This window comes from Arthrobacter sp. 35W (assembly GCF_000482545.1).
Taxonomy (GTDB): domain Bacteria; phylum Actinomycetota; class Actinomycetes; order Actinomycetales; family Micrococcaceae; genus Specibacter.
In genome coordinates this window covers 2,125,422-2,151,071 of the sequence record NZ_KI519454.1, presented here as the reverse complement: position 1 = coordinate 2,151,071, position 25,650 = coordinate 2,125,422, and the positions used below count along the sequence as shown (strand labels likewise).

Sequence of the window (25,650 nt, the reverse complement as noted above, 5' to 3'; positions counted from 1 at the left end):
GGAAGATTTCGCACCACGCAACCAAGGAGCACCGATGGATTCACCACTCGTCAGCCGCCGCCGCATCGTCCAGCTCGGTGGCGCCTTCGCCCTGGCCGCAGCTGCTGGGCCGATGCTGGCCGGCCCGGCCTCGGCGGCCCCGGGGCAAAAGAAGCCCGGAACCGTGGTGACCGATCTGGGCCCCGCCGTCGAGCAGTTCTCCCTGATGAGCTCGCTGATGATGGGCGACACCATGTTCATCGGTTCGCGCAATCTGGATCCGCCCCGGGTGCTCGGCTACCATGTCCCGTCGCGGAAAGTGGTTTCGCGCACCGACCTCAGCGCCGGCTACACGATCCAGGCCATGGCTGCCGACCCGGGCGGCAGGTACCTGTACATTGGAACGCTGTCCAAGAGCATGGCCGAGCCGGCCAATCTGTTCCGCTGGGATGTCACCACACCCAGCGTGCCGGCCGTGGCCCTGGGCCGGATCGGCGACCGCGACGTGCGCGATCTCGCCGTTGCCCCTGACGGCAGGGTGTACGCCGTCGGCGGCGGCGCCACGACCCCTCCTGCATTGTGGGAGTACAACCCGGCAACCGGGGCCATCAGCAGCCTGGGCATTCCGGATCCGAAGGCCACGCTGGCCAGGGCAGTGGCGGCGACGGCGACCACTGTCTTCTTCGGCGCGGGCAGCGTCCTCGGCGGTGGCGGCTCCGCCAGCAAGACCTCCCTGTTCGCCTACGACCGCGCGCAGGGCACGTTCACCTCGATTGCCCCGGCCGAAACGTCGGGCGATCCCAGCCTGCGCGAGCTGGCCATTGTCGGGGACAAGCTGGCGATCGGCACCTCGGGATCGAAGGACCCCGCCCACTTCGCCATCATGGACCTGGCCGACTATTCCTCCTACACCGTGCTGCCCTCCAACGGTGTGACGGTGAAGACCTTCGCGGCGGTGGGCGAGAAGATCTACTACTCCACCGACAAGGGTCTGCAGGTCTACTCGACCACCGCCAACACCATTTCCGACGTCGACCTCAAGGGTCAGGACCTGGGCGAGATCTGGGGCGTGGACGGCCACCAGGGCAGGCTGCAGGTCTCCTCTGCCTATGGATTCATCGCCGACATCAACCCCGCCGACGGGACCTCCACCACCACGGACCTGGGGACCGCAGGCGCCCCGGTGGACCCGCAGCTGGTGATGGGCATCGCGGCCGGCGCCGGCCGTGTCTATGTCGGCGGCACGGGCACCGTCGTCGAGCGGTTGCTGCGCACCGGCAAGAAAACCTATCTGCAGCTCCCGGGCGAGGCCAAGGATGCGCTGGTCCTCAAGGGCACGCTCTACACCGGCCAGTACAATTCCCAGGGCATCTGGGGCTATGACCCGCGCGATGGCCAGGGGCCGCGGCGGCTGGCCGCCTTCCCGGCCGGGCAGAACCGCCCGCTGGACGTGGAATGGGACGAAAAGCACGGCCTGATCCTGGTGGGCGTGCAGGACGACGCCGACGGCGGGGGGTCGCTGACCACGTACAGCCCCAAAACGGGCAAGGCCACCTCGGCGGTCAACCCCATCGACGGCGTCCAGCTGGTGCGCGCCGTCGCATGCGAAGACGGCGTGGCGTACCTGGGCGGCGACAACGCCCAAGCCGCCGGTCCGCGGGGCACGATTGTCGCCTGGGACCCGGTGGCCGGCAGGGAACTGTGGCGCGTGGAATCCGGGCAGGCCAAGGGCGTCGCGTCCCTGGCAGTGAAGGGGCGCTACCTCTTTGGGCTGAGCCTCGGCGGCGGCTATTTCGTCGTCGACCTGCGCAGCCGCGCTGTGGTCCACACGGAAGACCTGCGCGGCATCTGTCCCGGCTTCTCCGCCATGGTGGTCAACCGTGGCTTCGTCTACGCCGCCTCGGACACCACCGTGTTCCGCTTCGATCCCAAGACGTTCGAGGTGGAGACGGTGGTGGCCGAGATCAACGGCGGCTGGTACAGCGGCCCGCACATCGCCAACGATGAGGACGGCATGCTGTACAGCATGCGCGGGCGCAATCTGGTGGCGATCGACGACCACCCGCGCCGCTGATGGCTGCCGGCCGGATCGTGGCAGCACGGTCCGGCCGGTCCCAGCGTCCTAGGATGGGGCGCATGGATTCCTTCTCCCCAACCATTGTCGATTTCTGGCGCGGCTCCTTTGCCACTGGCGAGGTCCTCGTGGACAACGGTTCCTTTGCCGTCGTCGTCAATCCCCAGCTCAGCGAGGACCGCCGCGCCATGGTGCTGGCCACCACGGACGGCAGGACCACTGCCGTGCTGGCGCCCTCTGTGGCGGCCAGGCTGGACCTGCCCGCCGGGCCGGAACTGTCGGAGCCGGCCCTCCGCCAGGCATTGGAGGATGCCGGGATCACACTGCACGATGCCGACTGCCTTTTCTACTACCCGGAGTCCGCCAAGACCACGTTGCTGGCGGAGGAGCCGGCGGCCCACGTCCGCCGGCTGGCGGAGGACGACGGCGCCGTGTTCGCGGAGTTTGAATCGTCGGCGCCGGAGCAGGACCGCGACGATGCCTACGTGGAATTGGACCACTGGGCGGTGTTCGGTTCCTTTGCGGACGGGCGCCTGGCCAGTGCCACCAGCATGTATCCCTGGGACGATGCGCCGCTGGCGGACCTCGGTGTCCTGACCGTGGAGGAGTTCAGGGGCAAGGGGCATGCCCGCGCGGTGGTGCGTGCGATCAGCCGGTACGCCTACAGCCAAGGCTATGAACCGCAGTACCGCTGCCAGCTGGACAACCACGCATCGCGGGCGCTGGCGGCGGCCGCGGGGCTGGAGCAGTTTGGCACGTGGCAGGTGGTGTCGCCAGACTCCGCCCAGTAGGCAAATGCTTGCCATCGGGGGGAAGGCTTGTTGAACTGGTGCATGCAGCAATCACCCGTATAAGGAGAGAGCAATGCCCACTAGCATTTTCGTCAACCTGCCCACCGAAGATCTCGACCGCTCCAAGGCGTTCTACACAGCGCTGGGCTGGAGCATCAACCCGCTGTTCACCGATGAGAACGCCGCCTGCGTTGTTATCGAGGAGAACATCTATTTGATGGTCCTCACGCGCGAGTTCTTTGCCACGTTCACCGACAAATCCGTCACGGATCCGCGCACCCACGCCCAGGCGCTGAACGCCATCAGCTGCGAGTCGCGTGAAGGCGTCGACGAGGTTGTGGCGAAGGGCCTTGCCGCAGGCGGCACCGAGCCGCGCGCCGCAACGGACTACGGGTTCATGTACTCGCGCGACATTGAGGACCCGGATGGCAACATCCTCGAGTTCGTCTACATGTCGCCCGAGGCGGCGGAGCAGGGGCCGGAGGCTTTCATGGCCGAGCAGGCCGGGACGGAGTGACACCGCCGCTGTTTCGCTGAAACGGCCTCTGCAAAAAGATTTTCCGCGTTGTGTCGATTTTCCCCGGCGTCGTTCGACCTATGGATGAGAAGGTCGAAGGGCGGTCTTCCAGAACCAAGGAGTTTGTGATGGCCAAGTACATGCTGATCATGCGGGCAACCGACGAGTCGATGGCAAGTTTCAAGGATGTCGATTTCGGCGAGCTGCTGAACGCGATGGGCAAGTTCAACGACGAGTTGATCCGTGCCGGCGTCCTGCTGGCGGCCGAGGGCCTCGAGGATCCGAGCGAGGGCGTCGTCGTCGACTTCACCGGTGAGACCCCGGTGGTCACGGACGGCCCCTACGGGGAGACCAAGGAACTGTTCAGTGGCTACTACATCCTGGACGTCGCCTCCAAGGAGGAGGCCGTGGAGTGGGCCAAGCGGATGCCGTACATGGCCGGCAGCAAGGCGGAGATCCGCCGGGTGCCGACCATCGACGAGTTCCCGCAGGACAACGAATGGATCCAAAAGGAGCGGGCCTGGCGCGAGCAGACGGGCCAGCTCTAACCAACAGTGAACACCACCGAGGCGCGGGGCGCCGTCGAAGCAGTCTGGCGCATGGAGTCAGCACGCATCGTCGGCGCCCTGGCGCGCTACACGGGTGATTTCGCGCTCGCCGAAGATCTGGCGCAGGAGGCGCTCGCCGAGGCGCTGGTCTCCTGGTCCGTCGACGGCGTGCCGGTGCAGCCAGCCGGATGGCTGCTCACCGTGGGCCGCCGCCGCGCCATCGACACCTTCCGGCGGCGGTCTGCGCTGGATGAGCGCTACGCCCTCCTGGCCCACGGTCTGGAGGAGGTGGAGCCGGGTGCCGATGCCCTGTTCGACCCCGATGCCATCGACGACGACGTGCTCGCCTTGATGTTCATCGCCTGCCACCCCGTGCTGCCCAGGGAGGCGCGGATCGCCCTGACGCTGCGTGTGGTGGGCGGGCTGGGCACCGCGGAGATCGCCAAGGCATTTCTGGTGCCCGTGGCGACCATCCAGGCCCGGATCACCCGGGCCAAGAAGGCCCTTGCCGCAGCCGGGGTGCCGTTTGGCCTGCCCCCGGCGGGGGAATTGGCGCAGCGGCTCGGATCGGTGCTCCACGTTCTCTACCTGGTTTTCAACGAGGGCTCCTTCGCCTCGGGCGGGGACTCGTGGATGCGCAAGGAATTGGCGGCCGAGGCACGCCGATTGGCCCGCGTGCTGGTGCGCCTCGCGCCCGAGCCGGAGGTCTTTGGGCTGATCGCATTGATGGAACTCACCGCCGCCCGCTTTCCGGCCCGGCTGGATGCCGCCGGCAACCCGGTGCTGCTGGAGGACCAGGACCGGCGGCTGTGGGACCAATCGGCCATCCGGCGCGGCCGGGCCGCCCTCGAGCAGGCGGTGGCGGCGGGCCGCGGTCTGGGGACCTATGGTCTGCAGGCGTCCATTGCCGAATGCCATGCCGTGGCACGGTCGGTGGCCGAGACCGACTGGCCCAGGATCGTGCTCCTCTATGAAGCCCTGGGACAGCTGTCGCCGTCGCCCATCATCGATCTGAACAGGGCCGTTGCGGTCGCCATGGCCTCCGGTCCGGCCGCGGGCCTGGAGCTGGTTGAGGGGATCGCTGCCGCAGGCGGGCTGGCCGGCACGCATCTGCTGCCGGCCGTCCGCGGCGAACTATTGCTCCGGCTCGGCCGTGCTGCCGAGGCGCAGGAGGCGTTCCGGGCGGCCATTGGTCTGTGCGGAAATGCGGCCGAACGCGCGGCCCTGCAGCGGAAGCTGGACGACGCCTGCGGGTAGCCGGCTCCGACCGGCTGGGCCTGCTCGAGTGGACCGCCTGGAACGGTGACCACGGCCCACGGCCCACGGCCCATGGCGCAGAGCGCAGGTCCGTCCCGGCTGCATGCAGCCGGGACGGATAGTTGTCGTGCCTAGTTCTGGGCCGCCTTGCCGGCCAGGGCGGAGAAGGCCGCCCGAACGGCGTCGTGCATCGATTCCGTGGGGCGGCCGATCAGCGTTGCCAGGTCTCCGCTGGTGACCAGCAGGTCTCCGCGCGCAATGCCCAGGTCGCTGTCGGCCAGGATCGCGGCATAGGGTTCCGGCAGCCCCGCGGCTACCAGCGCCGCGCTGTAGTCCTTCTCGGACAGGTCGGTGTAGACCACCGGCTGGCCAGCGGCGGCGCCAACCGCGCCGGCCAATTCACCGAGGGTGAAGGCATCGTCGCCACCGAGCTCATACACCTTTCCGGCGTGGTCCTCACCGGCCAGAACCTCGGCGGCGGCCCGGGCGAAGTCTGCACGCGTGGCCGCGCTGACGCGGCCCTCGCCGGCGCTGCCAAACACGGCACCGTGGGCGATGAAGGTTTCGAGCTGGGCCGTGTAGTTCTCCAGGTACCAGCCGTTGCGCAGCAGGGTGAAGGGCACACCGGATTCCCGCAGGGCGGCCTCCGTGGCCTGGTGGTCCGCAGCCAGCGCCATCGTGGTAGTGCCGGCATTGGCGACGCTCGTGTAGGCCAGAAGTTCGACGCCGGCCTCCTTGGCTGCGTCGATCACGTTCTGGTGCTGGTCCAGGCGCTGGCCGGGCTCGCTGCCGGAGACGAGCAGCACCTTCTTGGCGCCGTCGAACGCCTCCCTAAGGGTGGCCGGCTCGCTGAAGTCGATGGTGCGGGTCTGCACGCCTCGCTCGGCCAATTCGCCAAGGCGGGCGGCGTTGCGCCCGGCTGCCACGATCGAGCCGGCGGGGATGCCTCGCTCCAGCAGTTCCTCAACAACAAGACGGCCGAGCTGGCCGGTGGCTCCTGTGACAACAATGCTCATGATGGTTCCTTTCACCAAAGGGGGTGTCTGTCATCCATGCCAACTGTGGCCTCGTCCAGATGCTTCCCACAGGAGAGTACGCACTTTCAAGTAAGGTACTTACATGACGGTTAGTAGCTCCACCAACAGCCCCGTGCCTGGCGGCATCTTTCCCGCAGGCTGCCCCAGCCGGACGGTCCTGGACCACGTCACCAGCAAATGGGGCATCCTGCTTCTCGCGGCACTGGCGGACGGGCCGCAACGCTGGAGCCAGCTGCGCCGCCGCGCGGAGGGCATCAGTGAAAAGATGCTTGCACAGACGCTCAAGACCCTGGAAGCTGATGGGTTTGTGCGCCGGGATGCCTGGCCGGTGATCCCGCCGCGGGTGGACTACAGCCTCACCAGCCGAGGCGATGACGTGGTTGCAGTGCTGAAGCCCCTGGTCACCTGGATTGCCGAGCATGCCGAGGAAATCCTGGTTGACGCATCTGCCCAGGCGATCCTGAGGGACCAGACGCCTGTGCCCGTTCACTGATCCCACTCCCGGCTAAGCTGTGCCGGTGGAACTTCGATGGATGCGGACCTTTGTGGCGGTGGCTGCCGAGCTCAATTACGGCAGGGCCGCCCAACGGCTCCACCTGACCCAGCCTGCTGTGAGCCAGCAGATCCGGCAGCTGGAGCGGGACATCGGTGTTGAGCTTATCGACCGCTCCGCGAGGGCCGTTCGGCTGACGGCGTCGGGTGAGGGCTTTCTGCCGCTGTGCCACGAGACGTTGGACATGGCTGACAGGGCCATGCGGGCAGCACTCAATGCTGGAAGTGTGGACCGCGGCCTCGTGCGGGTCGGCTTTGCGGGTGCCCTGTCGACGGCGGCGGTGGCCAGCCTCGCCAGAACGGTGCGGGAGAAGCATCCCGGGATTGAACTTCGGATCACCGCCTCCCACTCCAGCGCCGGGATCATGGACCTGCTGCAGGCCGACGGTCTGGACATTGGCTTCACCGGCATGCAACGCAGCGTACCGGGGATTTCCACTCGATTGATTGGGTCCGACCGGATGGGCCTGGTGGTGGCGTCCGACCACCCCTTGGCAGGGGAGAAGAAGGTGGCCTTGGCCCGCTTCGCCGAAGAGCCCTTTGTTCTCACGGACCTGCATGCCGGACTCCAACTCCGGGAGGAAGCCATTGAAGCCTGCGTCGATGCTGGATTCCGCCCGAGGGTGGTGCAGGAGGCCCCGGACACCTTGACGGTCATGGCCCTGGTGGCGGCGGGCATCGGCGCCACGGTGGCGCCGACGCGCTTCACCGGTGAAGCGTCCGGCGCTCTGTCGTTCCTGGAATTGACGGATGTGGACCGCAGACTGAACACCGTGGTGGCTTGGCGCTCGACCCAGGCCTTCGGTGCGCTGGGCCGCGTCCTGGAGATTGCAGAGAACATCATGCCCTCGCCGCACTCCCATTAGGAATTCTTATTGGTTGGATAACGTCTTTGTATTGGACGCTTATGGGACCACCTTGAGACAGTGAAGGGGATCACATGGCTGGCAATCGGTTGCCGGCCGTGTCCGTTTCCGTGTTTCAAAGGAGAAACCCATGGTCCAGGCCACCCAGCCTGCAGGGGCGCAGCCCACAGCGCTCAAGCCCAACAACCGGATGGCGAAGCGCGCAGCGCTGAGCGCTCTGTTCGGCAGCACCGTCGAATACTTCGACTTCACCCTCTTTGCCACAGCCTCCGCCCTCATCTTTGGCAAGGTGTTCTTTGCGCCGTTGGGCAGCACCGGCGCACTGTTGGCATCGTTCGCCACCTTTGGTGTGGCCTACGTTGCCCGGCCCGCCGGCGCCCTGCTCTTTGGCAGCCTCGGTGACAAGATCGGCCGCAAACGCACGCTCATGATCACACTGAATCTGATGGGTGTTGCAACATTCCTCGTCGGCCTGGTGCCGGGGTATGCGGCCATTGGCATCGCGGCCCCCATCATTCTGGTGGTCCTGCGTCTGCTGCAGGGCCTCTCCGCGGGAGGCGAGCAGGCCGGTTCCAACTCGCTCTCCCTGGAGCATGCGCCGGAAGGCAAGCGCGGCCTCTACACCAGTTGGACGATGCAGGGCACTGCCCTGGGTACGCTGCTTGCCTCCGTTTCCTTCATTCTGGTCTCCAGCATGGACCAGGAAGCGCTGTTGTCCTGGGGCTGGCGCATCCCGTTCCTGGTTTCCGGACCGCTGATGCTGATCAGCCTCTACATCCGCAAGGGTGTGGATGAGACGGATGCCTTCATGGAAACCAAGGAGGCCCGCAACGACGCCAAGGTTCCCATCGCCGAGGTGTTCCGCCACCACTGGCGCTCGGTGCTCCGCGTGGTGTGCTGCAGCTTCCTGGCCGTGGGCGGCAGCACCATGAGCGTCTACCTGCTCGGCTATGCCACCGGAACCGTCAAGATCCCGGCAAGCCAACTTCTCATCGCCTCGGTGCTCGCCGGCGTCGTCGGCCTGATTGCCCAGCCGATCTGGGCCAGCCTGTCCGACCGGGTGGGCCGGCGTCCAGTCTTCACCGGCACCCTCATCGGTGCAGCGATCCTCTGGTTCCCGATGTTCGCCATCGTCAGCACCGGCAACATCGTTCTGACCTTCCTGATCCTCTGCGTCTTCGGTGCGGTGGCCTCGGGCGCCAACGCCGTCGGCGCCTCGATGTACACCGAAATGTTCCCCACGAAGGTCCGGTATACGGGAGTGGCCATTGGCACCCAGCTGGGCTTCCTGGTGGCCGGGTTTGCCCCTGCCATCGAACAGGCCCTTGCGGGCCAGGGGACCGGCGGCTGGCTGCCGGTGGCCATCTTCGCCTCCGCCTGCATGCTCATCGCTGCGGTGGCCGGATGGAGAGGGCCGGAAACCCGGAACATGCAGCTGCGCACCATCGATGAGGCGGCCCGCTGATGCTGGCTCTGGAGAACTCCTTCGTCGAAACCGACACCACCGCCGGGCGGCTTCGCGGCATCCGTTTCCGAGGGATTGAATCGTACCTGGGCATTCCGTACGGGGCGACGACGGCGGGGGAGGGCCGCTTCGCCCCGCCCCGTCCGGTGGAAGCCTGGGCCGGAGTCCGCGAGGCCCTGTCCTTTGGCGACGCCCCGCCGCAGGTGGACACCCGCCTCGGCTCGTCCAACAGCGCCCAGCAGGTCCACAATCTGATGTACATCAAAGGCGGCCATCCCCTGGACGGTGCCCGGATGAGCGAGGACTGCCTCAACCTCAATGTGTGGACGCCGTCCTCCTTGGATGGTGCCGCACGCCCGGTGATGGTGTGGTTCCATGGCGGCGGCTTTGTCCACGGTTCCGGCGGATCGGCTCTGTACCACGGCGACCAGCTTGCCCAGCTGGGCGACGTCGTTGTCGTTACGGTCAACGCCCGGCTGGGGTTGATGGGCTTTCTGGCCCTGGATCTTGCCGGGGCGGACGGGCACGCGGGGGCTTCCAACGCCGGAATGCTGGATCTGGTGGCCGCTCTCCAGTGGGTCCGGGACAACATCGCCTCCTTCGGCGGCGACCCGGACAATGTGACCATCTTTGGCCAGTCTGGTGGCGGCGGAAAGGTCAACGTACTGATGGCCATGCCCTCTGCCCAGGGGCTCTTCCACAAGGCGATCAACATGAGTGGGCCCATCCTGTCGGTCGCGGCCCCGGAAGACGTTGCCGGGCAGGCCCGCGAGGTGGCGGCGCGGGCAGGCGTGGCCCTCGATGATGCCGAGGCCTGGCGGGCCTTGCCGCTGCGGGATCTGCTGGAGATCCAACGCGGCCTCTCACCCGCCTTGGGTGCAGCCTTTGGCATGGACCCGCATCCGGGCTCCAATGCGATGCCCTTTGGCTGGGGGCCCGCCCTCGACGGCGACGTCGTCGCCGCCCACCCGTTCAGTGCCGGGGCGTCCGCAGCCGTCGACGGGATTCCCATGCTGCTGGGATTTGCCACCCACGATCCCAGCCTGCTCATGGCGGGCAGCGCAGCGTTCCCCACGCTGGACGAGGCTCAGGCGGTGGAATTGGCGAGGGCCAATTTTGGCCATGACGGCACAACCATGTTGCAAAAGGTCATGCGGGATCGGCCGGATGAGCCCGTGCGCCTGCAGTATGCCCGGGTGGTGAACGGCTTCACCTTTGCTGCGGCGGCGCAGGCGATGGCCGCAGCCAAGGCGGAGCAGTCTGCACCGGTGTTCGTGTACGAGTTTGCCCACCAGGGCGGCATCCTGGACGGGCTGCTGGGCGCCACCCACAGTCTGGACCTGCCCTTCGTCTTCCACAATGTCGACAGGGCCGTCTTTGCCGGGGCCGCCGAGTCGCGGCACCAGACCTCGCGGAACATGGCGCTGGCATGGGCCGCGTTCGCCCGGACGGGCAGTCCGAACCACGCGGGCATCCCCGTCTGGCCGGCCTACGATGCCACCAGCCGGCGTATGGTGATAGGCCCCGACTGGGAGGTGGCCGCCCGGGACGAGTAGCCCCGGACGGCCCAGGCCGGTGGTCGAGCTTGGAGACACTCCTGTCTCACCGGATTTCGGCAGGCTCAATCACCGGTCTAGGGGGTCGAACGGTCCCGCACGATCGAAGCGACGTCCTCCAACGACTCGACCACATGCTCGGCCCCTGCATCCCACAGGGTCCGGACGGCGGCGTAGCCATTGGCCACACCGATGGCCGTGTATCCGGCGGCCGCCGCGCACTGCATGTCATAGGCGGTGTCGCCGACATAGAACGCCCGTGCCCGCTGGCCGCGGCGGGAGCTCAACTGCGACAGCTTGTCTGCAATTGGCGCCTCCACCACCTGCCACACGGCCGGAACCGCGAGGGTGCGCTGGTCAAAGGCCACGGCCGTGGCGGACGCCGCCGACACCACGCCTAGCCAGGCCCCCTCCTCGGAAAGGGTTGGCAGCGAGGTGGCAACGCCGCTGCGCAGCCGTGTGGTGGCGCTGGACATGCTGCCGTTCCATTCATCCTCCGCCGTTGCCAGCTCGGTGCCGTCCACGCCCAGCGCGGCGAACATCTCCGCCATGGGGAGCTTGAACCGTGCCGTGAACTGCTCGCCGTCCAGCGTGGGCAGGGCCCTCTTGTGCAGGACGGCGTTGAGCGCCCCGTGGGCCCGGTCCGCGTCCAGGACGATGGTGCCGTTCCAGTCGAACATCACCATGGTGTCGGCCAGGGAGCCATCCATCATGCGAACGCCTCGCTCTCCAGCAGAACGCCGGCGGCCTCGGCGCTGCCGAGGCGACGCCCGTCAGTGGTGGAGTAGGCGTGCACCGCAGATGCCTGGCAGGCCACCGTTGCGCGTGCGCCGATGGCTGGTGTCTGGGCCACCTCGCAGCGGAACGCGAGGGGCTGGCCGGTTCCAGTGAGCAACTGCACCACACGGTCCTTGCCCGTCGGCTCCACCAGGCCCACTGTCCCGGTGATGCTCCAGAACCTGTCATCTGCGTGGCGGGCGGGTTCATCCGGCGTCGGCACCAGCTGGAGGTCCTCGGCACGCACCCCGAGCGTAATGTCCTGGCCAGCTTCCACCCGGTGCCGTCCGAAGGCGGACATGGCGGAGGCTGCGTCAACCGGCAGCAGATTCATGGCAGGGGAGCCGATGAACGAGGCAACAAACAGCGTTTCCGGCACTGCATAGAGCTCATCCGGGGTGCCAAGCTGTTCGATGCGGCCGTGGTTGATCACGGCAATGCGGTCCGCCATGGCCATGGCGTCAAGCTGGTCGTGGGTCACGTTGATGCCCGTTGCCCCGACGGAGCGGAGCAGCGAGGCAATTTCCAGGCGAAGCACCGCATGCAGCTGGGCGTCCAGTCCGGACAACGGTTCATCGAGGAGCACGATTCCGCTCCGGCGGGCCAACGCGCGGGCCAGGGCGATCCGCTGGCGCTGGCCACCGGACATCTCCTTCGGCTTGCGGGGCAGCAAATGCTCCACCTGCATGCGTGAGGCAACCTCCCGTGCGCGGTTCTCAGCCTCCTGCTTCGGCAGGCCCAGGCCGTGGCGCAGACCGAGGGTGATGTTCTCCAGCGAGGACAGGTGCGGGTACAGGGCAAAGTGCTGGAAGACAATGGCGGCGTCACGAAGGTGCGGCGGGACGTTGGATTGAGGCACCCCGCCGAAGCTGACGGTCCCGGCGTCCGCGTCTTCCAGCCCGGCAATGACGCGCAGCAGCGTCGACTTTCCCGATCCGGACGGGCCCAGGATGGCGAAGTTCTCGCCGTCGTGGATTGCCAGGTTGATGCCGTCCAGCGCCTTCACGGAGCCAAAGCTCTTCTGTATTCCTGCAAGTTCAACGGAGGTCATGGTGCTACTTCCCCACAATCGCGTTGACGCTGCCGGCTGCCTGGCTGACGGCCTTGGCCGGCTCCGCACCGGACTGCAGCTGCTGTGCCATCAAACGGATCGCATCATTGACCTGCGCCACCTTGCTTCCCTCGAAGCCGCCCCACGGGGTCAGCGGCTTGTCGTAGCTCCAGGCATAGGTCAGCTGCGGGGTGGCGGCCGAGCTAGCCAGCAGGGACTTTCCGGCGTCGGCGTTAACGGGGATGTAGCTGTAGGAGGTCCCGCTGGCCCCGGCCACGGCCTCGGGGGACAAGAGTTCGCCGATGAGGGCGTTGGAGTAGGCGGCCCGGCAGGATTCGTCGCTGAGCACCACCCAGCCGTTGCCGCCGGCGGGCAGGGCACCCTTTTCACCGCCGACGCTGGGCAGGTCCACAGGCATCCAGTCGAAGGAGGTGCCGATGCTCTTCTGCAGGCTGGCGATCACCGATGTGGTGTAGACGAAGAAAGCCGCCTTGCCGCTGGTGAACGCGGCCATGGCATCCTGGTCCCCGACGCCGAGCTCGAGGTTCTTGTTCTTCAGTTCCGGCCAGATCGAGAGCGCCTTCACGGATTTGTCCGAGCCAAAGCCGGCCGATCCGTCGGTGTTCACGAAGGTCTCACCGGAGCCCTGGACGAAGGCCTGGCTGAACCAGTCGGTGAGGCCCTGTGCAGGGATGCTGACGGAGGGGGCGCCTGTCTTCGCGCTGACCTTCTCGGCCGCTGCCTTCAGATCGGCCAGGGTCTTGATGTCGGCGGCTTTGCCGGCTCCAGCGGCGTCCAGGGCGCTTTGGTTGACCAGCAGGACGGGGGCGGAGATCTGGGCGGGGGCAAGGTACACGGTGTCGCTGACGGTGCCGGCGCCCAGGAACTGCTTCTGGTACCCGGCTGGCAGGGCATCGACATTGATCGGTGCGGGGGAGTAGGTGTCGACCCAGAACTTCAGCTGGCCCAGGCCGGTCATGATCACATCGGGGCGCTTGCCCACGGCGATGTCTGCGACCACTGACTTGGTGAGGTCGTCATAGCTGCTGGTCGACGTCGGCGTGGCCGAGACTTTCAGCCCCGGGTATTTGGCTTCCAGGCTGGCCGCGGCGATGGCAACGGACTCCTTGGCCTGGGGGCCGAAGGTGACGCTGATGGGGCTCTGTGCCGGATTGCAGGTGGAGATGTCTGTGGCTGCTGTGGCGACGGCGGCCTGGGGGTCTGTGCCGGCGGATGCGGAGCATCCGGAGAGCAGCAGGGCTCCGGCGGCAAGGGCGCCGAGGCTGCGAAGGGAGATGTTTTTGGACATGGCTGTGCTCCTAAGGTGTGCAGAGTGGGAAGGTCTGGTGTACGGGAGTAGCGGGCGGAATCAGCCGGGGATTTCCGAGCCGCTCATGCCCTGGACGAACCTCTTCTGGGCGACAAGGAAGAGGATGACGACGGGGGCTGTGACGATGGCAGCGCCGGCGGCAAGGGCCGAGTAGTCGAAGCCGATGTCACCTTGCTGGAAGATGGCAAGGGACAGCGGCGGCGTGGCCAGGGAGGGGCTTCGGGCGATGAGCAGGGGCCACATGTAGTCGTTCCAGTGCGTGAACACCGAGAAGACACTGAACGCGGCGATGCCGGGGCCCGCAATGGGAATGACGACGTTCCACAGGGTCCGGAAGTGCCCCAAGCCATCGGTCCTGGCGGCCTCCATGAGGGAATCGGGAATGGACATCATCTGCTGTCGCAACAGAAAGATGCCAAACGCGCTGGTCATGAACGGCAGCACCAGCCCAGGCAGGGAGTTGGCGAGCCCGGCGGCGTTGATCCCGATGAAGGTTGGGATCAGTGTCACCTGGGCCGGGACCAGCAGGCAGCCGATGACGACGGCCAGAGCGAATCCGGAACCTCGCATCTTGACCTTGGCCAGAACGTAGGCGGCCGGAATGCAGGTCACCAATTGCAGGACAAGGATGGACAGCGTCATGACCAGGCCGTCGACGATCGCATTGCCCAGATGCGCCTTCTCCCAGGCCCGGGCAAAGTTGGACCAGTCAATGCTGGAGGGCAGCGGCGAGATGCCGTTGAAGAAGACCTGGTCGGCCGGGGCCAGAGCCGTCCGGAGCATCCAGTAGAAGGGAAACAGCGAGATGCTGACGGCCAGCGCAATGAGCGTCCAGCGCAGGGAGCGCACAATATGGATCACTTGGAACCTCCGGAGAGCAGGCGGCGCTGCACCAGGCCGATGCCGACCAGCACCACCAGAAGCAGAAAGGACAGGGCCGAGGCCGCGCCGAGGTCGAAGTAGCTGAACCCGAGTTTCCAGCTCATGGTCAGCAGGGTTTCACTCGATCCCTGCGGCCCGCCCTGGGTCATCACATTGATGGTGTCGAAGGCCTGGACCGAGGAGAGCACGGCCAGCACCGTGGCGAAGACAACCGTGGGTTTCATCATGGGCAGAATGACGCGGGTGAGTTTGGTGTAGCCGCGGATGCCCTCGGCCTTGGTTGCTTCATGGATGGTGCCGGGGATGGTGGCCAGCCCGGCAAAGAAGATCATCATGCTGAAGGATGCGCTGCGCCAGACACCAACCAGTGCCACCGTCAAGAGCGAGGTGTTGGGGTCGCCGAGCCAATTGACGGCACCGATTCCAGCGATACCGAGCAGTTGGTTGACGAACCCACCCTGGAAGGCGAAGAGCCACCGAAAGACGACGGCCATGGCCACCAAGTTCGCCGTCATGGGCAGGAACAGGGCGGTCCGCACCAGCGGCCGGCCGCGTCCAACGGAGTTGGCCAGCAGGGCCAGAGACAGGCCGATCACGAGGCTGGGCACGATGGTCATTGCCGAATAGGCCAGCGTGTTGCCGATGGACTGGAGTACGGCGGGGTCGCCCAGCACTCGGGTGAAGTTGGACAGGCCCGCCCACTGCCAGCGCCCGCCGGCCAGGGGGACCTTGAAGAAGCTGGCCACCAGCGAGAGCAGCGCGGGCGCGATGACGAACACAGTGATGCCCAGACCCGCAGGGAGAAGGAAGATCACCGGCACGAGACGGGACCGCCCACGCGGCTTCCGTGCGGCGGCCGTTTCCGGGCCGCCCGGCCTGGGGGCGGCGGCCGTTCTGGGTTGTGGCTGCGTTGTGGTCGTGGTCATGATGCGATGTCCAGGGAAAGCGCCAAAACGTTGCCATCGGTGCCGACGCCGATGAGGCGGTCCCCGGCGAGCACCAGGCTTGCCGCAAGCGGTGAGGCCAGCTGGGCCTGCCCCACCACGTCGCCGTCGAGCGTGATCCGGCGGATGACGCCGTCAAGCCCCGGCAGCAGCAACTGCCCGTCCACCAGGGTGGGCGCGGCGATCACCGGATGAGGTGCCTTGGTGTAGGAAGACATCGGGAATGGTGCCCGGCCGGTGATCGGCAGGTCCCAGACGGTCTCGCCCGAGCCGCGTTCGAGCATGCGGATGCCGTGCGCTGCGGCCGTCACCACATAGCCACGATCCGTCACGAGCGGGGTCGCCGGACTGAATCCGCCGGCGTGCTTCTGGACCCACAGGGATTTGCCCGTGGCCCGGTCAACACCAGTGGTGCTGCCGAAGGCCGGCATCAGCACGGTGTCCGTCTCGGCGTCAAAGCTGGCTGTACCCATGATGAGCAGGCGCTTCATTTCGGCAAACGGATCATCGCCCTCCCACGAGGCCGGCGTCCACACCGAATCTCCGGTGAGGGCATCCAGTCCAATGGGGTGCTGGGGCGTGGGCCAGAACCCCATGACCAGCAGACCCTCGAGAACCAGCGGTGCCGAGTGATTGACCAGGTTGTGGTGGGGTGAGAGGTCGGTGCGGCGCCACACGACGTCGCCGGTGGCCACATCGACGGCCCGCAGGTCTGACTGGTCGCCCAGATAGACGATTCCGTCGGCCACCGTCGGGCTGCCCCAGACGAATCGGCGCAGCGCATCGCTGGAGGGCAGCCGCCACACGACGTCGCCGCTGGCGACGTCCAGGGCTGTCAGATCACCGCTCACCTCCGCAGCGACCACGACGTCCCCGGCCGGAGCCGGCGTCGTCTTCACGGCCGAAGATGTTGCGGCCCGCCACACCAGCTCACCGGTGGCGAGGTCAAAAGCCTCGACAGTGCCGGCGGCCCGGTCCTCGATCTGCCCACCGGCGAACACCAGTCCATTCTCGACCGCGGCTCGCTGGCGGTGTCCGGCACCGGCCAGCTCGCTCCGCCACAGGATGGCCGGGTGGGAGCTGGGGCTTGACGATGCGGCAAAGGTGGCCTGGCTGGTGGCACCGAGGTTCTGGTGGGAGCCAGCGGCGAGGGTCTGCGTCTTCAGCGTGATGCGCTCGCCGTCCCAGGTGACGCGGCGGAAGGCCGGCGGGGAGTAGTCCAGATTCGCAAAGAACGACGTCGGGCTGTTGACGTGCATCGTCCCGTCCACCTCCACCACCCGGGAGGTGTGCCAGTGTCCGGAGAAGGCCGCAATGGGCTGCCACGGGAGTTCATCGGTGATGGAGAAGTTGGGCTGGTCGTGGAAAAGGAGGATCCATGGACTGCCCTCCGGACGCTGGGCGAGGTCGGCCCGGATCCACTCATTCTGGATCTCGTGGTCCAGTCCGAGTTCATGGCTGTGCCAGTCCAGCGTGACGACGTGGAGGCCCGCGACATCGAAGCTGTACCAGCGCGGGCCCAGGTAGTGCTCGTACAGATCCGGTGTGCCCTGGTTGGTGAGGTAGTTGTTGCGGCTGATGACACCGCCGTGGGTCCCATTCATGTGGTCATGGTTGCCCGGGATCAGGTGGACGGGGACTGGGCTCTGGGCCATGGCGGCGATGTACGCCTCATACTCCCCGGCCAGCCCGTGGTCGACCAGGTCTCCCGTGACCATGATGCTCTGCGCCGCCGGGGCGTACTCGCCCAGACGGTCCAGGAAATCGGTGATCTGCCCCGGCAGGCTGCCCTCGCTGTACAGGCCAAAGTCCGACGGCGGCGTGGTGCCGGGCACTGCCGGCAGGCTCATGTGGGTGTCGGTCAGGTGGACGAATTCATAGGGGAGTGTCTGCGGCTGGGCCGTGAGCTCGAAGTCCACAGCCTCGGCGTCGTCGGCCGGCGTGGGCTTCCACCAGGGGGAGGCCGTGTAGTCGGTGGGGCGGGTGACGACGACGAAACGGCCTTCGTGCGGCAGCCCGTAGCTGCCGTCAGGACCCGTCACGGTGACATGGCGGCCGTTGGTTACTGCGATGCCCTCGGCCGGGATGCCTGGGGAGTAGGTGATCTTTCCGTGCACAGTAGTAGTCCTTCAATGAGAGGGGTGGAAACAGGGACGGTGCCAAGACCGGCGGTTGGCGCCGGTCAGAGGCGGTGTTCGACGAGGACGTCTTCGGTCAAAGCCAGATGGGCGCGGCTGGTGGGGCTGCGCAATGTGAGTGCCACAAAAAGGGCGTCGAGCACTGTCAGGTGGACCACACGGCTGACCATGGCCTCCACGCGGTACGCTGTTTCCTCACTCCCGGCCACCAGGCTGAGGTCAACGACTTCTGTCAGCGGGGAGCGCGAGAAGCTGGTCAAAGCAATGGTGGTGGCTCCGGATGCCTGTGCCGACCGCGCCGTTGCAAGGGTTTCAAAGGTCGATCCACTGTGGCTGATGGCGAAGAGGACATCGCCCGGCCGCAGCATCCGGGCGGTGACACGCTGCGTGTGGACATCCGGAGCAAAGGACGCGTCAATGCCCAGCTGGTTCAGCCGGTAGGCGGCATCAAGGGCCAGCGGTGCGCTGGTGCCCACGGCACCGAAGAGCACACGGCGTGCTCCCAGGACGTGGCCGACAATAGTGTCCAACACCGCCGAGTCGATGTTCTCGGCGGCGAAGGTGACGGCCCGCGCCGTCCCCTCCATGACTTTCGCCATGATCTGCGCGGTGTCGTCGCCGGGGGCGATCTCGCCGAGCGCCTGGCGCTCGCTGGAACTCGATTCGGTGGCGAGGGTGATTTTGAGTTCGTGGTAGCCGCGCAGACCCAGACTGACGCATAAGCGCACCACTGTTGCGGGAGAAGTTTCAGCGATGGCTGCCAGCTCGCTCACGGACAGGTGGATCACGGCCAGCGGATCGCGCAGGACCGCGTCGCCCACCCGCCGTTCCGCCGGGCTCAGGGCCGGCAGGACCGAGCGAAGGCGCTCGCGGATGCTGACCTCCGCAGCCGGGTTGCCGCTGCTGGCGTCTGTTGGGATCAATGTTTCGCTCACAAGAATGAGGCTAGGAGCGCGCGGTGAATGCCGGGGTCAGCCAGGGTTAACGCTGAACGACAATTTCATGACCGACTCACTTTTGAAATTGAGTTTCAGAGCCTGCCGCCCCGCCCGCTGGTCGGGCGAAGCCGAGACCCCGGCGGCCCGGCCCCTGCCCAACGCCACGCCTAGTATGAGGACATGACTCTGGGGAATCTGTGGCAGATGGTGGATCGTAAACGACAAGTGCTGATGTTGGCGGGAACCGCCATGGTGCTGGCCGGGGTGGTTTTGGCCATGTCCGGCTTCAGAGGCGGTGCGGATCCCTTCTCATCCATTTCCTCGATCCTGCCGATGGCCGGGGGACTCATTGTCTTTACCACCGCGCCTCTCGGTTCGCGGGAGAGGGTTCGGATGTTCCGGGATTGGCGCCTCCACCCGCTTGGGAGCAAGGTGCTGGCATTGTCCGGTCTTGCCATGATCGTCGTCTACTCGGTGCTCTGGTTTGGTGACGTTGGCGGGCTGCGTTCCCCGCTGAGCGGCTTCACGGGCCCGTATCTTGGCCTCACCTTTGCCGTGCTCGGCTGGTCCATCCTGCTGATGTCCATCGCCGTGGAGCGCCGCCGGATCACGGTGGGCCAGGCACAGCCCCCATCGAAGGGCCTCGCCTAGCCCACCTCCTCGGGCGCCATGGGTCGGCCACACGGCGCCCGAGGTCAGCGTCCCTGAAGTGCGTCCGCCCTCCGCTGCTCCAGCATGGCCGTGTTCCTGGCTACGTCGCGGGGGTAGCAGAAGTACAGTCCGGACAGGACCAACGCATTGACCAGCATGAGGACCACCAGTGTCCACAGGAACACCGTTTGGATGCCCAGCGATGCGGCAAGAATGCCCGCACCGAGGGAGAAGACTGCCCAGCCGATCGTCTCGAACACATTGAGGAAGATGGCGAAGGCCTGGCTGCGCAGTTCCGGCGGGACGACGGCGGCCACGATGGGCCGGTTGGCCGGCGGATTGGCCCCCTGGCAGAAGCCCAGCAAGGCCATGAAGACCCCGTACACGGCAATGCCCTCGTAACGGAACTGGGTGGTAAAGAAGGCGGCGACGGCGAACAGCACCTGGGCGCCCTGGAGGTACGCCACCCGTCCGATGCCCGGCAGCACTCGGTCAAGCAGGGTGATGAGCCACCCGCCGCCGACGGTTCCGGCGAAGTAGCCCAGGCCAAAGGGCAGCAGGACCGTGGCCGCAACGGCATTCGTGAAGCCGCGCTCCGTGACCAGGAACTGGATGCCGAAGACGGCGATCAGCAGGTGGCCGGAGAGCAGCCGCGACACCATCATGATGGAGAACGAAGGAATCCTGAACAGGGACAGCACGGACCGCACGGTGACCTTGGGCATGGCCTTCTCGCGGCCGGACAGATCGGCCAGCTGGCTTTCCGAGGCACCCACGCCGGGGTCCCTCAACAGGAAGGCAACGGGCAGACTGGCCAGGATGCAGATGACGCCGATGGACCACATTCCGAAGCGCCACCCATCGGTGAGGCCCGTGAACATGGCAATCAGCGGGCCAATGAAGGAGCTGATGAGGCTGACAAAGCCATAGAAATAGCCCGCAGCCTTGCCGCGCTGCGCGTCTTCGAAGGAGTCGGCGATGATGGCATTGGCAATGGGACCGCCGCCGATCAGCGCGGCGGACATCAATGTGTTGAAAATGAGCAGCTGGACAAAGTCCTGGGAGAACCCCGCGGCGATGCCGAAGACACCGCCAACGATGCTGGTGGCCACCAGGGTCTCCCGGCGCCCGATGCGCCCGGCCAGCCAGGCCCAGCCCGGCCCTGCCGGGACGGCGATCAGCTTGCCCAGGGCAGCGAGTAGACCCAAGTGGCTGCTTTGCAGATGGAGTGCGGCTGCGATGGTCGGGAACAGGGTGGTGCTCAGGCCGCTTTCGGTGTTGTCGACAACTGTGACACCTGTCAGTGTGGCGAGGTTCCGCCACCTGTGGGGTACGCGTCGTGCGTCGTGGGATGCTTCGGTCTTGGTGGTGCTGGTGGTCGTGGTGTCCATGCGAATTCCTGTCTTCGTTGGCAGGTCGAGGGATGGGGGAGTGCGCCGTGGGCGCGGGGCGGCCTAGCTGGCGGCGACGGGGGCGAGGTCTTCGGCGAGGTGAACCAGGATGGGCAGCGGGATGGGGCTGACCTTGGCCAGGTCGTAGAGGCTGAGCTGGGCGGGAATGTTGATCAGTTCCGTCCGGACCAGATGGGGCAGATGTTCCCCTAGGGCGGCCCGTGACCGCTGGTCCTGGAGAAGCGCCAGAAGCGGAACGGTCAGTGCCGCGCCGTCGGCGTGGAACTCGCCCAACGGAGGCAGGGGCTGCAGGGCCGCGCGGGCGCGCCCTCCCTGTTCCCTGGCCAGCAGGTGCTCCTTGCCCGGGGCAGTGCCAAACGGCAGCCCCAGCCTGGTGAACTGGCTTTGCGGAGCGTCGCTGTCGTGCATGAGCTGCACCAGCAGTTCCACCATCCGCAGCTCGAGGCCGTCGTCAAGGAGGGGGTTGTTCTGCCCGGGATCCGTCTGGAGGTCGAACAGCAGGGTTCCGTGGGTCCAGGAGCTCAGCATTGAGGAGGTCTGGATGCGCAGGGTGCGCAGTCCCTTGGTGAAGGAGAACGGTTCACCCACCTCCCACTCGGCAAGTTCTTGAACCGAGAACCGGGACCGCATGTTGGTGGGCATGAGGGTGTAGTTTTCCAGCGGCGCGTTGGCAGGTGCTGCCGCGGCACGCATGTAGACGTAACGTCCGTCGGTGACGTTGACGTGGCCGCCGTGGATGCCAAAGAGGGCGCCGTCGCGGATGTCGCTGTCCTCGGCCAGAACGGTGGAAAGGTCCTGGCCCTGCATATCAGAGGTGGGCTCGAGGCCGAAGTACCGCAGCATGGTGGGTGCGATGTCGATGGTCTGGGCCAGGGCGCCACGCCTGTCGTCCTTCCCGCCCGTACGGGGGTCCCACAGGAACATGGGCAGGTGCACCAACTCGTTGAACCATGGCTGGACGGACTTGGCCCACCAGCCATGTTCACCGAGCAGGAAGCCGTGGTCGGTATTGACCAGCAGCAGCGTGTCCTTCCACATGTCGTACTTGTCCATGGCGTCCAGGACGCGGCCCAGCGATTTGTCGCACATGGAAACCAGTGCCGCGTATTCCAACCGTGCATGCTCCACCTGGTCGGCCGGCTCGGTGACCTTCTGGTAGCCGGGCCAGTCGAATTCCGGGCCATCGTACTCATGCGGGTACATGGCCTTGAAGGCGTCGTGGGTGAAGAAGGGCTCATGTGGATCAAAAAGCTCAATCTGCAGCATCCACTGGTCCGCGGCCTGGTTGGTGTCTACGAAGTGGAGCCCGGCGTCGACGGTCAGTGTTTGTGAATGCTCGGCCTCGGTGGGCATGTAGGTGCGGTTGATGGCATCCTGGCGTTTCAGGCCCGAGCGCCAGTCACCGCCGCTATGCTGCGGATCGACCACGCCCTTCCACGGATCGCCCTCCTGGCCGCGGAAGAACTCCCACGTGGTGTAGCGGGGGTGGTACGTGGCGCCGCCATCCTCCCAATAGTGGGGATGGTCGGACACCAAATGGGTGTGGATGCCGGCCTGGCCGAGCATTTCCGGCATGGAATCGTCAAACGGTTCCAGGGGACCCCAGCTGCGGTGCAGGAAGTTGTAGCGCCCGGTGTGCATCTCGCGGCGGGCCGGCATGCACGGCATGGAGCCGGCGTAGAAGTTCTCGAACGTCACCGATTGTCCGGCGAGGCGGGCGAAGTTCGGAGCGTGGACAATGGTGTCCGCATACGGGCTGAGCATGTGCCGGTTGAGGCTGTCGAACATGAGGACAATGGCGCGCATGGTGGTCCTTTCGGGCCGGCGTGGTGGCCGGCAGGGGCTGGGAACTAGTGGGATCCCGCGGGGGTCGATTGCTCGGGCGTGGAGGTGAAGGAGCGCGATGAGAGGCCGCCATCCAGAAGTTCCTTGCGCAGTCCGACCAGGGTGGCAACGTGCGTGTCGACGGCGGCTGCACCCGTGGCATGGAGGCGCTCGCCCATCGCCTCGGCGAGTTCGGCATCGAAGGGGATGGTCGGAGCCCAGGACGCGCGGCGGTCGCGATGCCGGTACCTGGCGATCTCGGCCTGCCGGGTCTGGATCTCAACATCGATGATCCGCAGGAGCTGCTCGGCGCTCATGAAGCCCGCGAAGCTCAGGCGGACGGTCAGGTCAGGGTCCTGGAACCGTGTGGGCGGGTGGTATGGGCCGGTGAGCCAATCCAGGAACACGGTGGCTCCCTCGTCCGTGACCCGGTAGGTCTTGGCGTCCTGCGCGCCCGGACGAGGGTCCACGCTGTGGCCCACCCAGCCCTGCTTCTCCATCGATGCCAGTGAACGGTAGACCTGGCTCATCTGAGTGTTGGAGCGGAGGAACCGGCCGTGCATGTCGAGGAACTTCTTAAGGTCGTACCCCGTACTGGGGTGCTCCAGCAGCACCCCGAGCAGAATGTATTCGAGCTTCATGGCATGTCTCCGATAATCGAACCTTCACACGTGATGTGGCTCACGGTTGGTTAACTATGGCACAAGTGGAATCATCAATCAATGGCACAAGTGGAATGCTTTGCCGAACCTAGCTTTCGGAAACCAGATCCATCAGAGCATCCAGGTCCGCCTCGGTGACAGGGATGATGGGGAATTGGGCGAGCTGGCCCAGACGGGTCCCCATCAGCATCTTGTCCCGAGGCGATCCCTCCGGTGCACCCGCGCGGTACGTTGCCAGCACCGGTTCGATCAGGCGGAGCAGGGCCGGTCCACCGACTGGATGGCTGAGCCACTGTCCAATATTGGATTCCTTGTCCACCGGGGCGATGTAGTCCTCGCTGTGGATCCGGATGCTGGCGTCCAGCCGAAGGTCGCGGCTCGATGCGCCCACCTGGAAGCGGTACTCGAGGTCCTCAACCAGCCACGCCTGGACAGTGGTGTCGTAGAAGGCGAAGTCGTCGCGGGGAACGGTGATGACCACGACGCCTGTTTCACCCGGCTGCAATTCGATGCTGCCAAAACCCTTGAGTTCGCGTTCGGCCCTTTGCACACGGGATCCTGGCGCCTGCAGATACGCCTGGACCACCTCGCGTCCTGCACGGCCGCCGCTGTTGCGCACAGCAACAGTCAGCCGGGCACCGCCGTCGGTGGCTTCAATCCGCAGATCCAAGTACTCGAAGCTGGTGTAGCTGAGACCATGGCCAAATGGGAAGGAAACCTCCATCGCTCGGGCGTCGTAGTGCCGGTATCCGACAAACAGGCCTTCGCCGTAGGTGACATGCCCGGCCTCGCCCGGGAAGTCCAAATACGCCGGGGTGTCTTCGAGCCGCAGCGGCATGGTCTCGGTGAGCCTGCCCGAGGGGTTGGCGATGCCGAACAGCAGATCCGCCGTTGCCGAGCCGCCAGCCTGCCCGCCCAGCCAGCCCTCCAGGATGGCCGGAACCTTGTGCGCCCAGCCGGAAACGCCCACCACTGCGCCATTCGCGAGCACCACGGCTACGTTTGGGTTGACGGCCACGACAGCGTCGAGCAGCTCCGTCTGTTCCTTCGGCAGATCGATGTGCTCCCGGTCAAAGCCTTCCGACTCGTAGCTGGCGGGAAGCCCAAGGAAGAGCAGGACGACGTCGGCCGCTGCGGCCAGTGCCACCGCTTGCTCCCGCAATGCCGAGTCTGATGTGGACTCGGCGGCATCGTCCACGGTGAAGCCGGGGGCGAAGCTGATCCCTGCGTTGCCGGCCATCGCCGTGATCGCATCCAGCGCATTGTCGAGCCGTGTCGGGTTCACCTTGGAGCTGCCCGCACCCTGGTAGCGGGGCGTGCGCGCGAACTCGCCCAGCACGGCGATCTTCCCTCCGGTGGCCGGGTCCAAGGGCAGCAAGGCTCCGTCATTCTTGAGCAGCACCGCACTGCGGAGAGCAGCTTCGCGGGCGAGCGCATGGTGGACTGCCGGATCAAAGGTGGTTCCGGGGCGGGCGCCGCCGCCGCTCTTGGCGGCAAGATCGGCCAACCGGGCCACACTGCGGTCCAGTGCTGCCTCATCCAAGGCGCCGGCGCGCACGGCCGCGGCCACCTGGGCGGGGCCATTGCCGGAGGACGTGGGCATTTCCAGGTCCATTCCGGCGGCAAGTCCCTTGACCCTGTCCACCACGGCGCCCCAGTCCGAGACCACCACGCCGTCGTACCCCCAGTCATCCCGCAGCACGTCGGTGAGCAGCCAGGGATTCTGGGAGGCGTACACACCATTGACCCGGTTGTAGGAGCACATGACGGTCCAGGGCTTGGCCTCCCTCACGACACGGCGGAAGGCCCTCAGGTAGATTTCCTGGAGCGGTCGCGCTGCGATGTCCGCACTGACCGTCAGCCGGTCCGTCTCCTGGTTGTTGGCGGCGAAGTGCTTCAATGACGCGCCGACGCCCTGGGACTGGAGGCCGTTCACCCAGGCCACCCCAAGCTCCCCACTGAGCAGCGGGTCTTCCGAGAAGTATTCAAAGTTGCGCCCGCACAGCGGGCTGCGCTTGATGTTGATGCCGGGGCCCAGCAGAACGTTGACGCCAAAGGACTGTGCCTCTCGGCCCAAGGCAGCGGCAACGCGGTGCGCCAGGCTGCGGTCCCAGCTGGAACCGAGGGCGACGGCGGGCGGGAAGCAGGTGGCGGGCGCGCTGCTGGACAGGCCCAGGTGGTCGGCGTCGGCCTCTTGGAAGCGGACCCCGTGCGGGCCGTCGGACATCACGACGGCGGGGATTCCGGCCTCAGGGCAGGCGACGGTGTCCCACCACCCGGCTCCGGAGGTCAGGGCGGCCTTTTGATCCAGGCTCAGCTCGGCGGTGTTGTTGGTGTTCGTCATGTCAGGGCGTCCTTCTGCTCGATGTACTGGTGGTCCGAGGAACTCGGAGCTGGAT

General features: G+C 66.4%; 22 protein-coding genes. 10 read left to right on the top strand and 12 right to left on the bottom strand.

From position 1 onward, the window contains the following. Positions 1-34: 34 nt before the first annotated feature. From K254_RS0109515 to K254_RS0109495, 5 genes are all read left to right on the top strand, one after another. Positions 35-2,053, top strand: coding sequence for an outer membrane protein assembly factor BamB family protein (locus K254_RS0109515; RefSeq protein WP_026555164.1), 2,019 nt, complete (start codon positions 35-37; stop codon positions 2,051-2,053). 62 nt (positions 2,054-2,115) lie between these two features. After that, a complete protein-coding gene (locus K254_RS0109510) occupies positions 2,116-2,844 on the top strand; it encodes a GNAT family N-acetyltransferase (RefSeq protein WP_026555163.1) in 729 nt (242 codons plus the stop codon). Between the two features lie 73 nt (positions 2,845-2,917). Then, positions 2,918-3,361, top strand: a complete 444-nt coding sequence (locus K254_RS0109505; protein ID WP_026555162.1) for a VOC family protein — start codon at positions 2,918-2,920, stop codon at positions 3,359-3,361. A 128-nt stretch (positions 3,362-3,489) separates the two neighbouring features. After that, positions 3,490-3,909, top strand: a complete 420-nt coding sequence (locus K254_RS0109500; RefSeq protein ID WP_026555161.1) for a YciI family protein — start codon at positions 3,490-3,492, stop codon at positions 3,907-3,909. Positions 3,910-3,960: 51 nt separating this feature from the next. Further along, positions 3,961-5,166, top strand: coding sequence for a DUF6596 domain-containing protein (locus K254_RS0109495; protein WP_081710098.1), 1,206 nt, complete (start codon positions 3,961-3,963; stop codon positions 5,164-5,166). 131 nt (positions 5,167-5,297) lie between these two features. Here the strand turns inward: K254_RS0109495 and K254_RS0109490 are convergent, their stop codons facing one another. After that, complete coding sequence (locus K254_RS0109490; protein WP_026555159.1) at positions 5,298-6,182, bottom strand: SDR family oxidoreductase; 885 nt, start codon at positions 6,180-6,182, stop codon at positions 5,298-5,300. Positions 6,183-6,285: 103 nt separating this feature from the next. On the opposite strand from K254_RS0109490, the gene K254_RS22665 reads away from it, so the two are divergent. The 4 genes from K254_RS22665 to K254_RS22660 all read left to right on the top strand — a co-directional run bounded on the left by K254_RS22665 (position 6,286) and on the right by K254_RS22660 (position 10,642). After that, positions 6,286-6,696 (top strand): winged helix-turn-helix transcriptional regulator, encoded by a 411-nt coding sequence (locus K254_RS22665; protein ID WP_051389024.1) that lies wholly within the window; start codon positions 6,286-6,288, stop codon positions 6,694-6,696. 25 nt (positions 6,697-6,721) lie between these two features. Further along, the gene (locus tag K254_RS0109480) at positions 6,722-7,621 is read left to right on the top strand and encodes a LysR family transcriptional regulator (RefSeq protein WP_026555158.1); all 900 of its coding nucleotides are present in this window, start codon (positions 6,722-6,724) and stop codon (positions 7,619-7,621) included. A 130-nt stretch (positions 7,622-7,751) separates the two neighbouring features. After that, a complete protein-coding gene (locus tag K254_RS0109475; protein WP_026555157.1) occupies positions 7,752-9,086 on the top strand; it encodes an MFS transporter in 1,335 nt (444 codons plus the stop codon). After that, entirely contained in the window at positions 9,086-10,642 is a 1,557-nt protein-coding gene (locus K254_RS22660; RefSeq protein WP_051389023.1) for a carboxylesterase/lipase family protein, read from the top strand. Before K254_RS0109475 ends, K254_RS22660 begins: the two co-directional genes overlap by 1 nt. Positions 10,643-10,719: 77 nt before the next feature. On the opposite strand, the gene K254_RS0109465 is transcribed toward K254_RS22660, so the two are convergent. The 7 genes from K254_RS0109465 to K254_RS0109435 all read right to left on the bottom strand — a co-directional run bounded on the left by K254_RS0109465 (position 10,720) and on the right by K254_RS0109435 (position 18,699). Continuing rightward, a complete protein-coding gene (locus K254_RS0109465; RefSeq protein ID WP_026555156.1) occupies positions 10,720-11,355 on the bottom strand; it encodes an HAD family hydrolase in 636 nt (211 codons plus the stop codon). Further along, positions 11,352-12,470 (bottom strand): ABC transporter ATP-binding protein, encoded by a 1,119-nt coding sequence (locus tag K254_RS22655; protein ID WP_081709991.1) that lies wholly within the window; start codon positions 12,468-12,470, stop codon positions 11,352-11,354. The genes K254_RS0109465 and K254_RS22655 overlap by 4 nt, the downstream gene beginning before the upstream one ends. A 4-nt stretch (positions 12,471-12,474) precedes the next feature. Further along, a complete protein-coding gene (locus K254_RS22650) occupies positions 12,475-13,779 on the bottom strand; it encodes an extracellular solute-binding protein (protein WP_051389021.1) in 1,305 nt (434 codons plus the stop codon). Positions 13,780-13,839: 60 nt separating this feature from the next. After that, positions 13,840-14,661, bottom strand: a complete 822-nt coding sequence (locus K254_RS22645) for a carbohydrate ABC transporter permease (protein ID WP_035749174.1) — start codon at positions 14,659-14,661, stop codon at positions 13,840-13,842. Further along, positions 14,658-15,497: a carbohydrate ABC transporter permease gene (locus tag K254_RS0109445; RefSeq protein WP_231391802.1), complete on the bottom strand. Its 840-nt coding sequence runs from the start codon at positions 15,495-15,497 to the stop codon at positions 14,658-14,660. Before K254_RS0109445 ends, K254_RS22645 begins: the two co-directional genes overlap by 4 nt. Before the next feature lie 107 nt (positions 15,498-15,604). Beyond that, positions 15,605-17,743, bottom strand: a complete 2,139-nt coding sequence (locus tag K254_RS0109440) for an outer membrane protein assembly factor BamB family protein (RefSeq protein ID WP_035749173.1) — start codon at positions 17,741-17,743, stop codon at positions 15,605-15,607. A 65-nt stretch (positions 17,744-17,808) separates the two neighbouring features. Continuing rightward, positions 17,809-18,699: a MurR/RpiR family transcriptional regulator gene (locus K254_RS0109435; RefSeq protein WP_231391801.1), complete on the bottom strand. Its 891-nt coding sequence runs from the start codon at positions 18,697-18,699 to the stop codon at positions 17,809-17,811. A 183-nt stretch (positions 18,700-18,882) separates the two neighbouring features. On the opposite strand from K254_RS0109435, the gene K254_RS0109430 reads away from it, so the two are divergent. Next, complete coding sequence (locus K254_RS0109430) at positions 18,883-19,353, top strand: hypothetical protein (RefSeq protein WP_155848491.1); 471 nt, start codon at positions 18,883-18,885, stop codon at positions 19,351-19,353. Positions 19,354-19,397: 44 nt separating this feature from the next. Here the strand turns inward: K254_RS0109430 and K254_RS0109425 are convergent, their stop codons facing one another. From K254_RS0109425 to K254_RS0109410, 4 genes are all read right to left on the bottom strand, one after another. After that, complete coding sequence (locus K254_RS0109425) at positions 19,398-20,744, bottom strand: MFS transporter (protein WP_026555151.1); 1,347 nt, start codon at positions 20,742-20,744, stop codon at positions 19,398-19,400. Between the two features lie 63 nt (positions 20,745-20,807). Then, a complete protein-coding gene (locus K254_RS22640) occupies positions 20,808-22,571 on the bottom strand; it encodes a sulfatase (RefSeq protein WP_035749172.1) in 1,764 nt (587 codons plus the stop codon). A gap of 44 nt (positions 22,572-22,615) precedes the next feature. Continuing rightward, on the bottom strand, positions 22,616-23,230 hold the full coding sequence (locus tag K254_RS22635) for a PadR family transcriptional regulator (protein ID WP_081709989.1): 615 nt from the start codon (positions 23,228-23,230) through the stop codon (positions 22,616-22,618). 109 nt (positions 23,231-23,339) lie between these two features. Further along, positions 23,340-25,595, bottom strand: a complete 2,256-nt coding sequence (locus K254_RS0109410; protein WP_026555150.1) for a glycoside hydrolase family 3 C-terminal domain-containing protein — start codon at positions 25,593-25,595, stop codon at positions 23,340-23,342. Between the last annotated feature and the right edge of the window lie 55 nt (positions 25,596-25,650).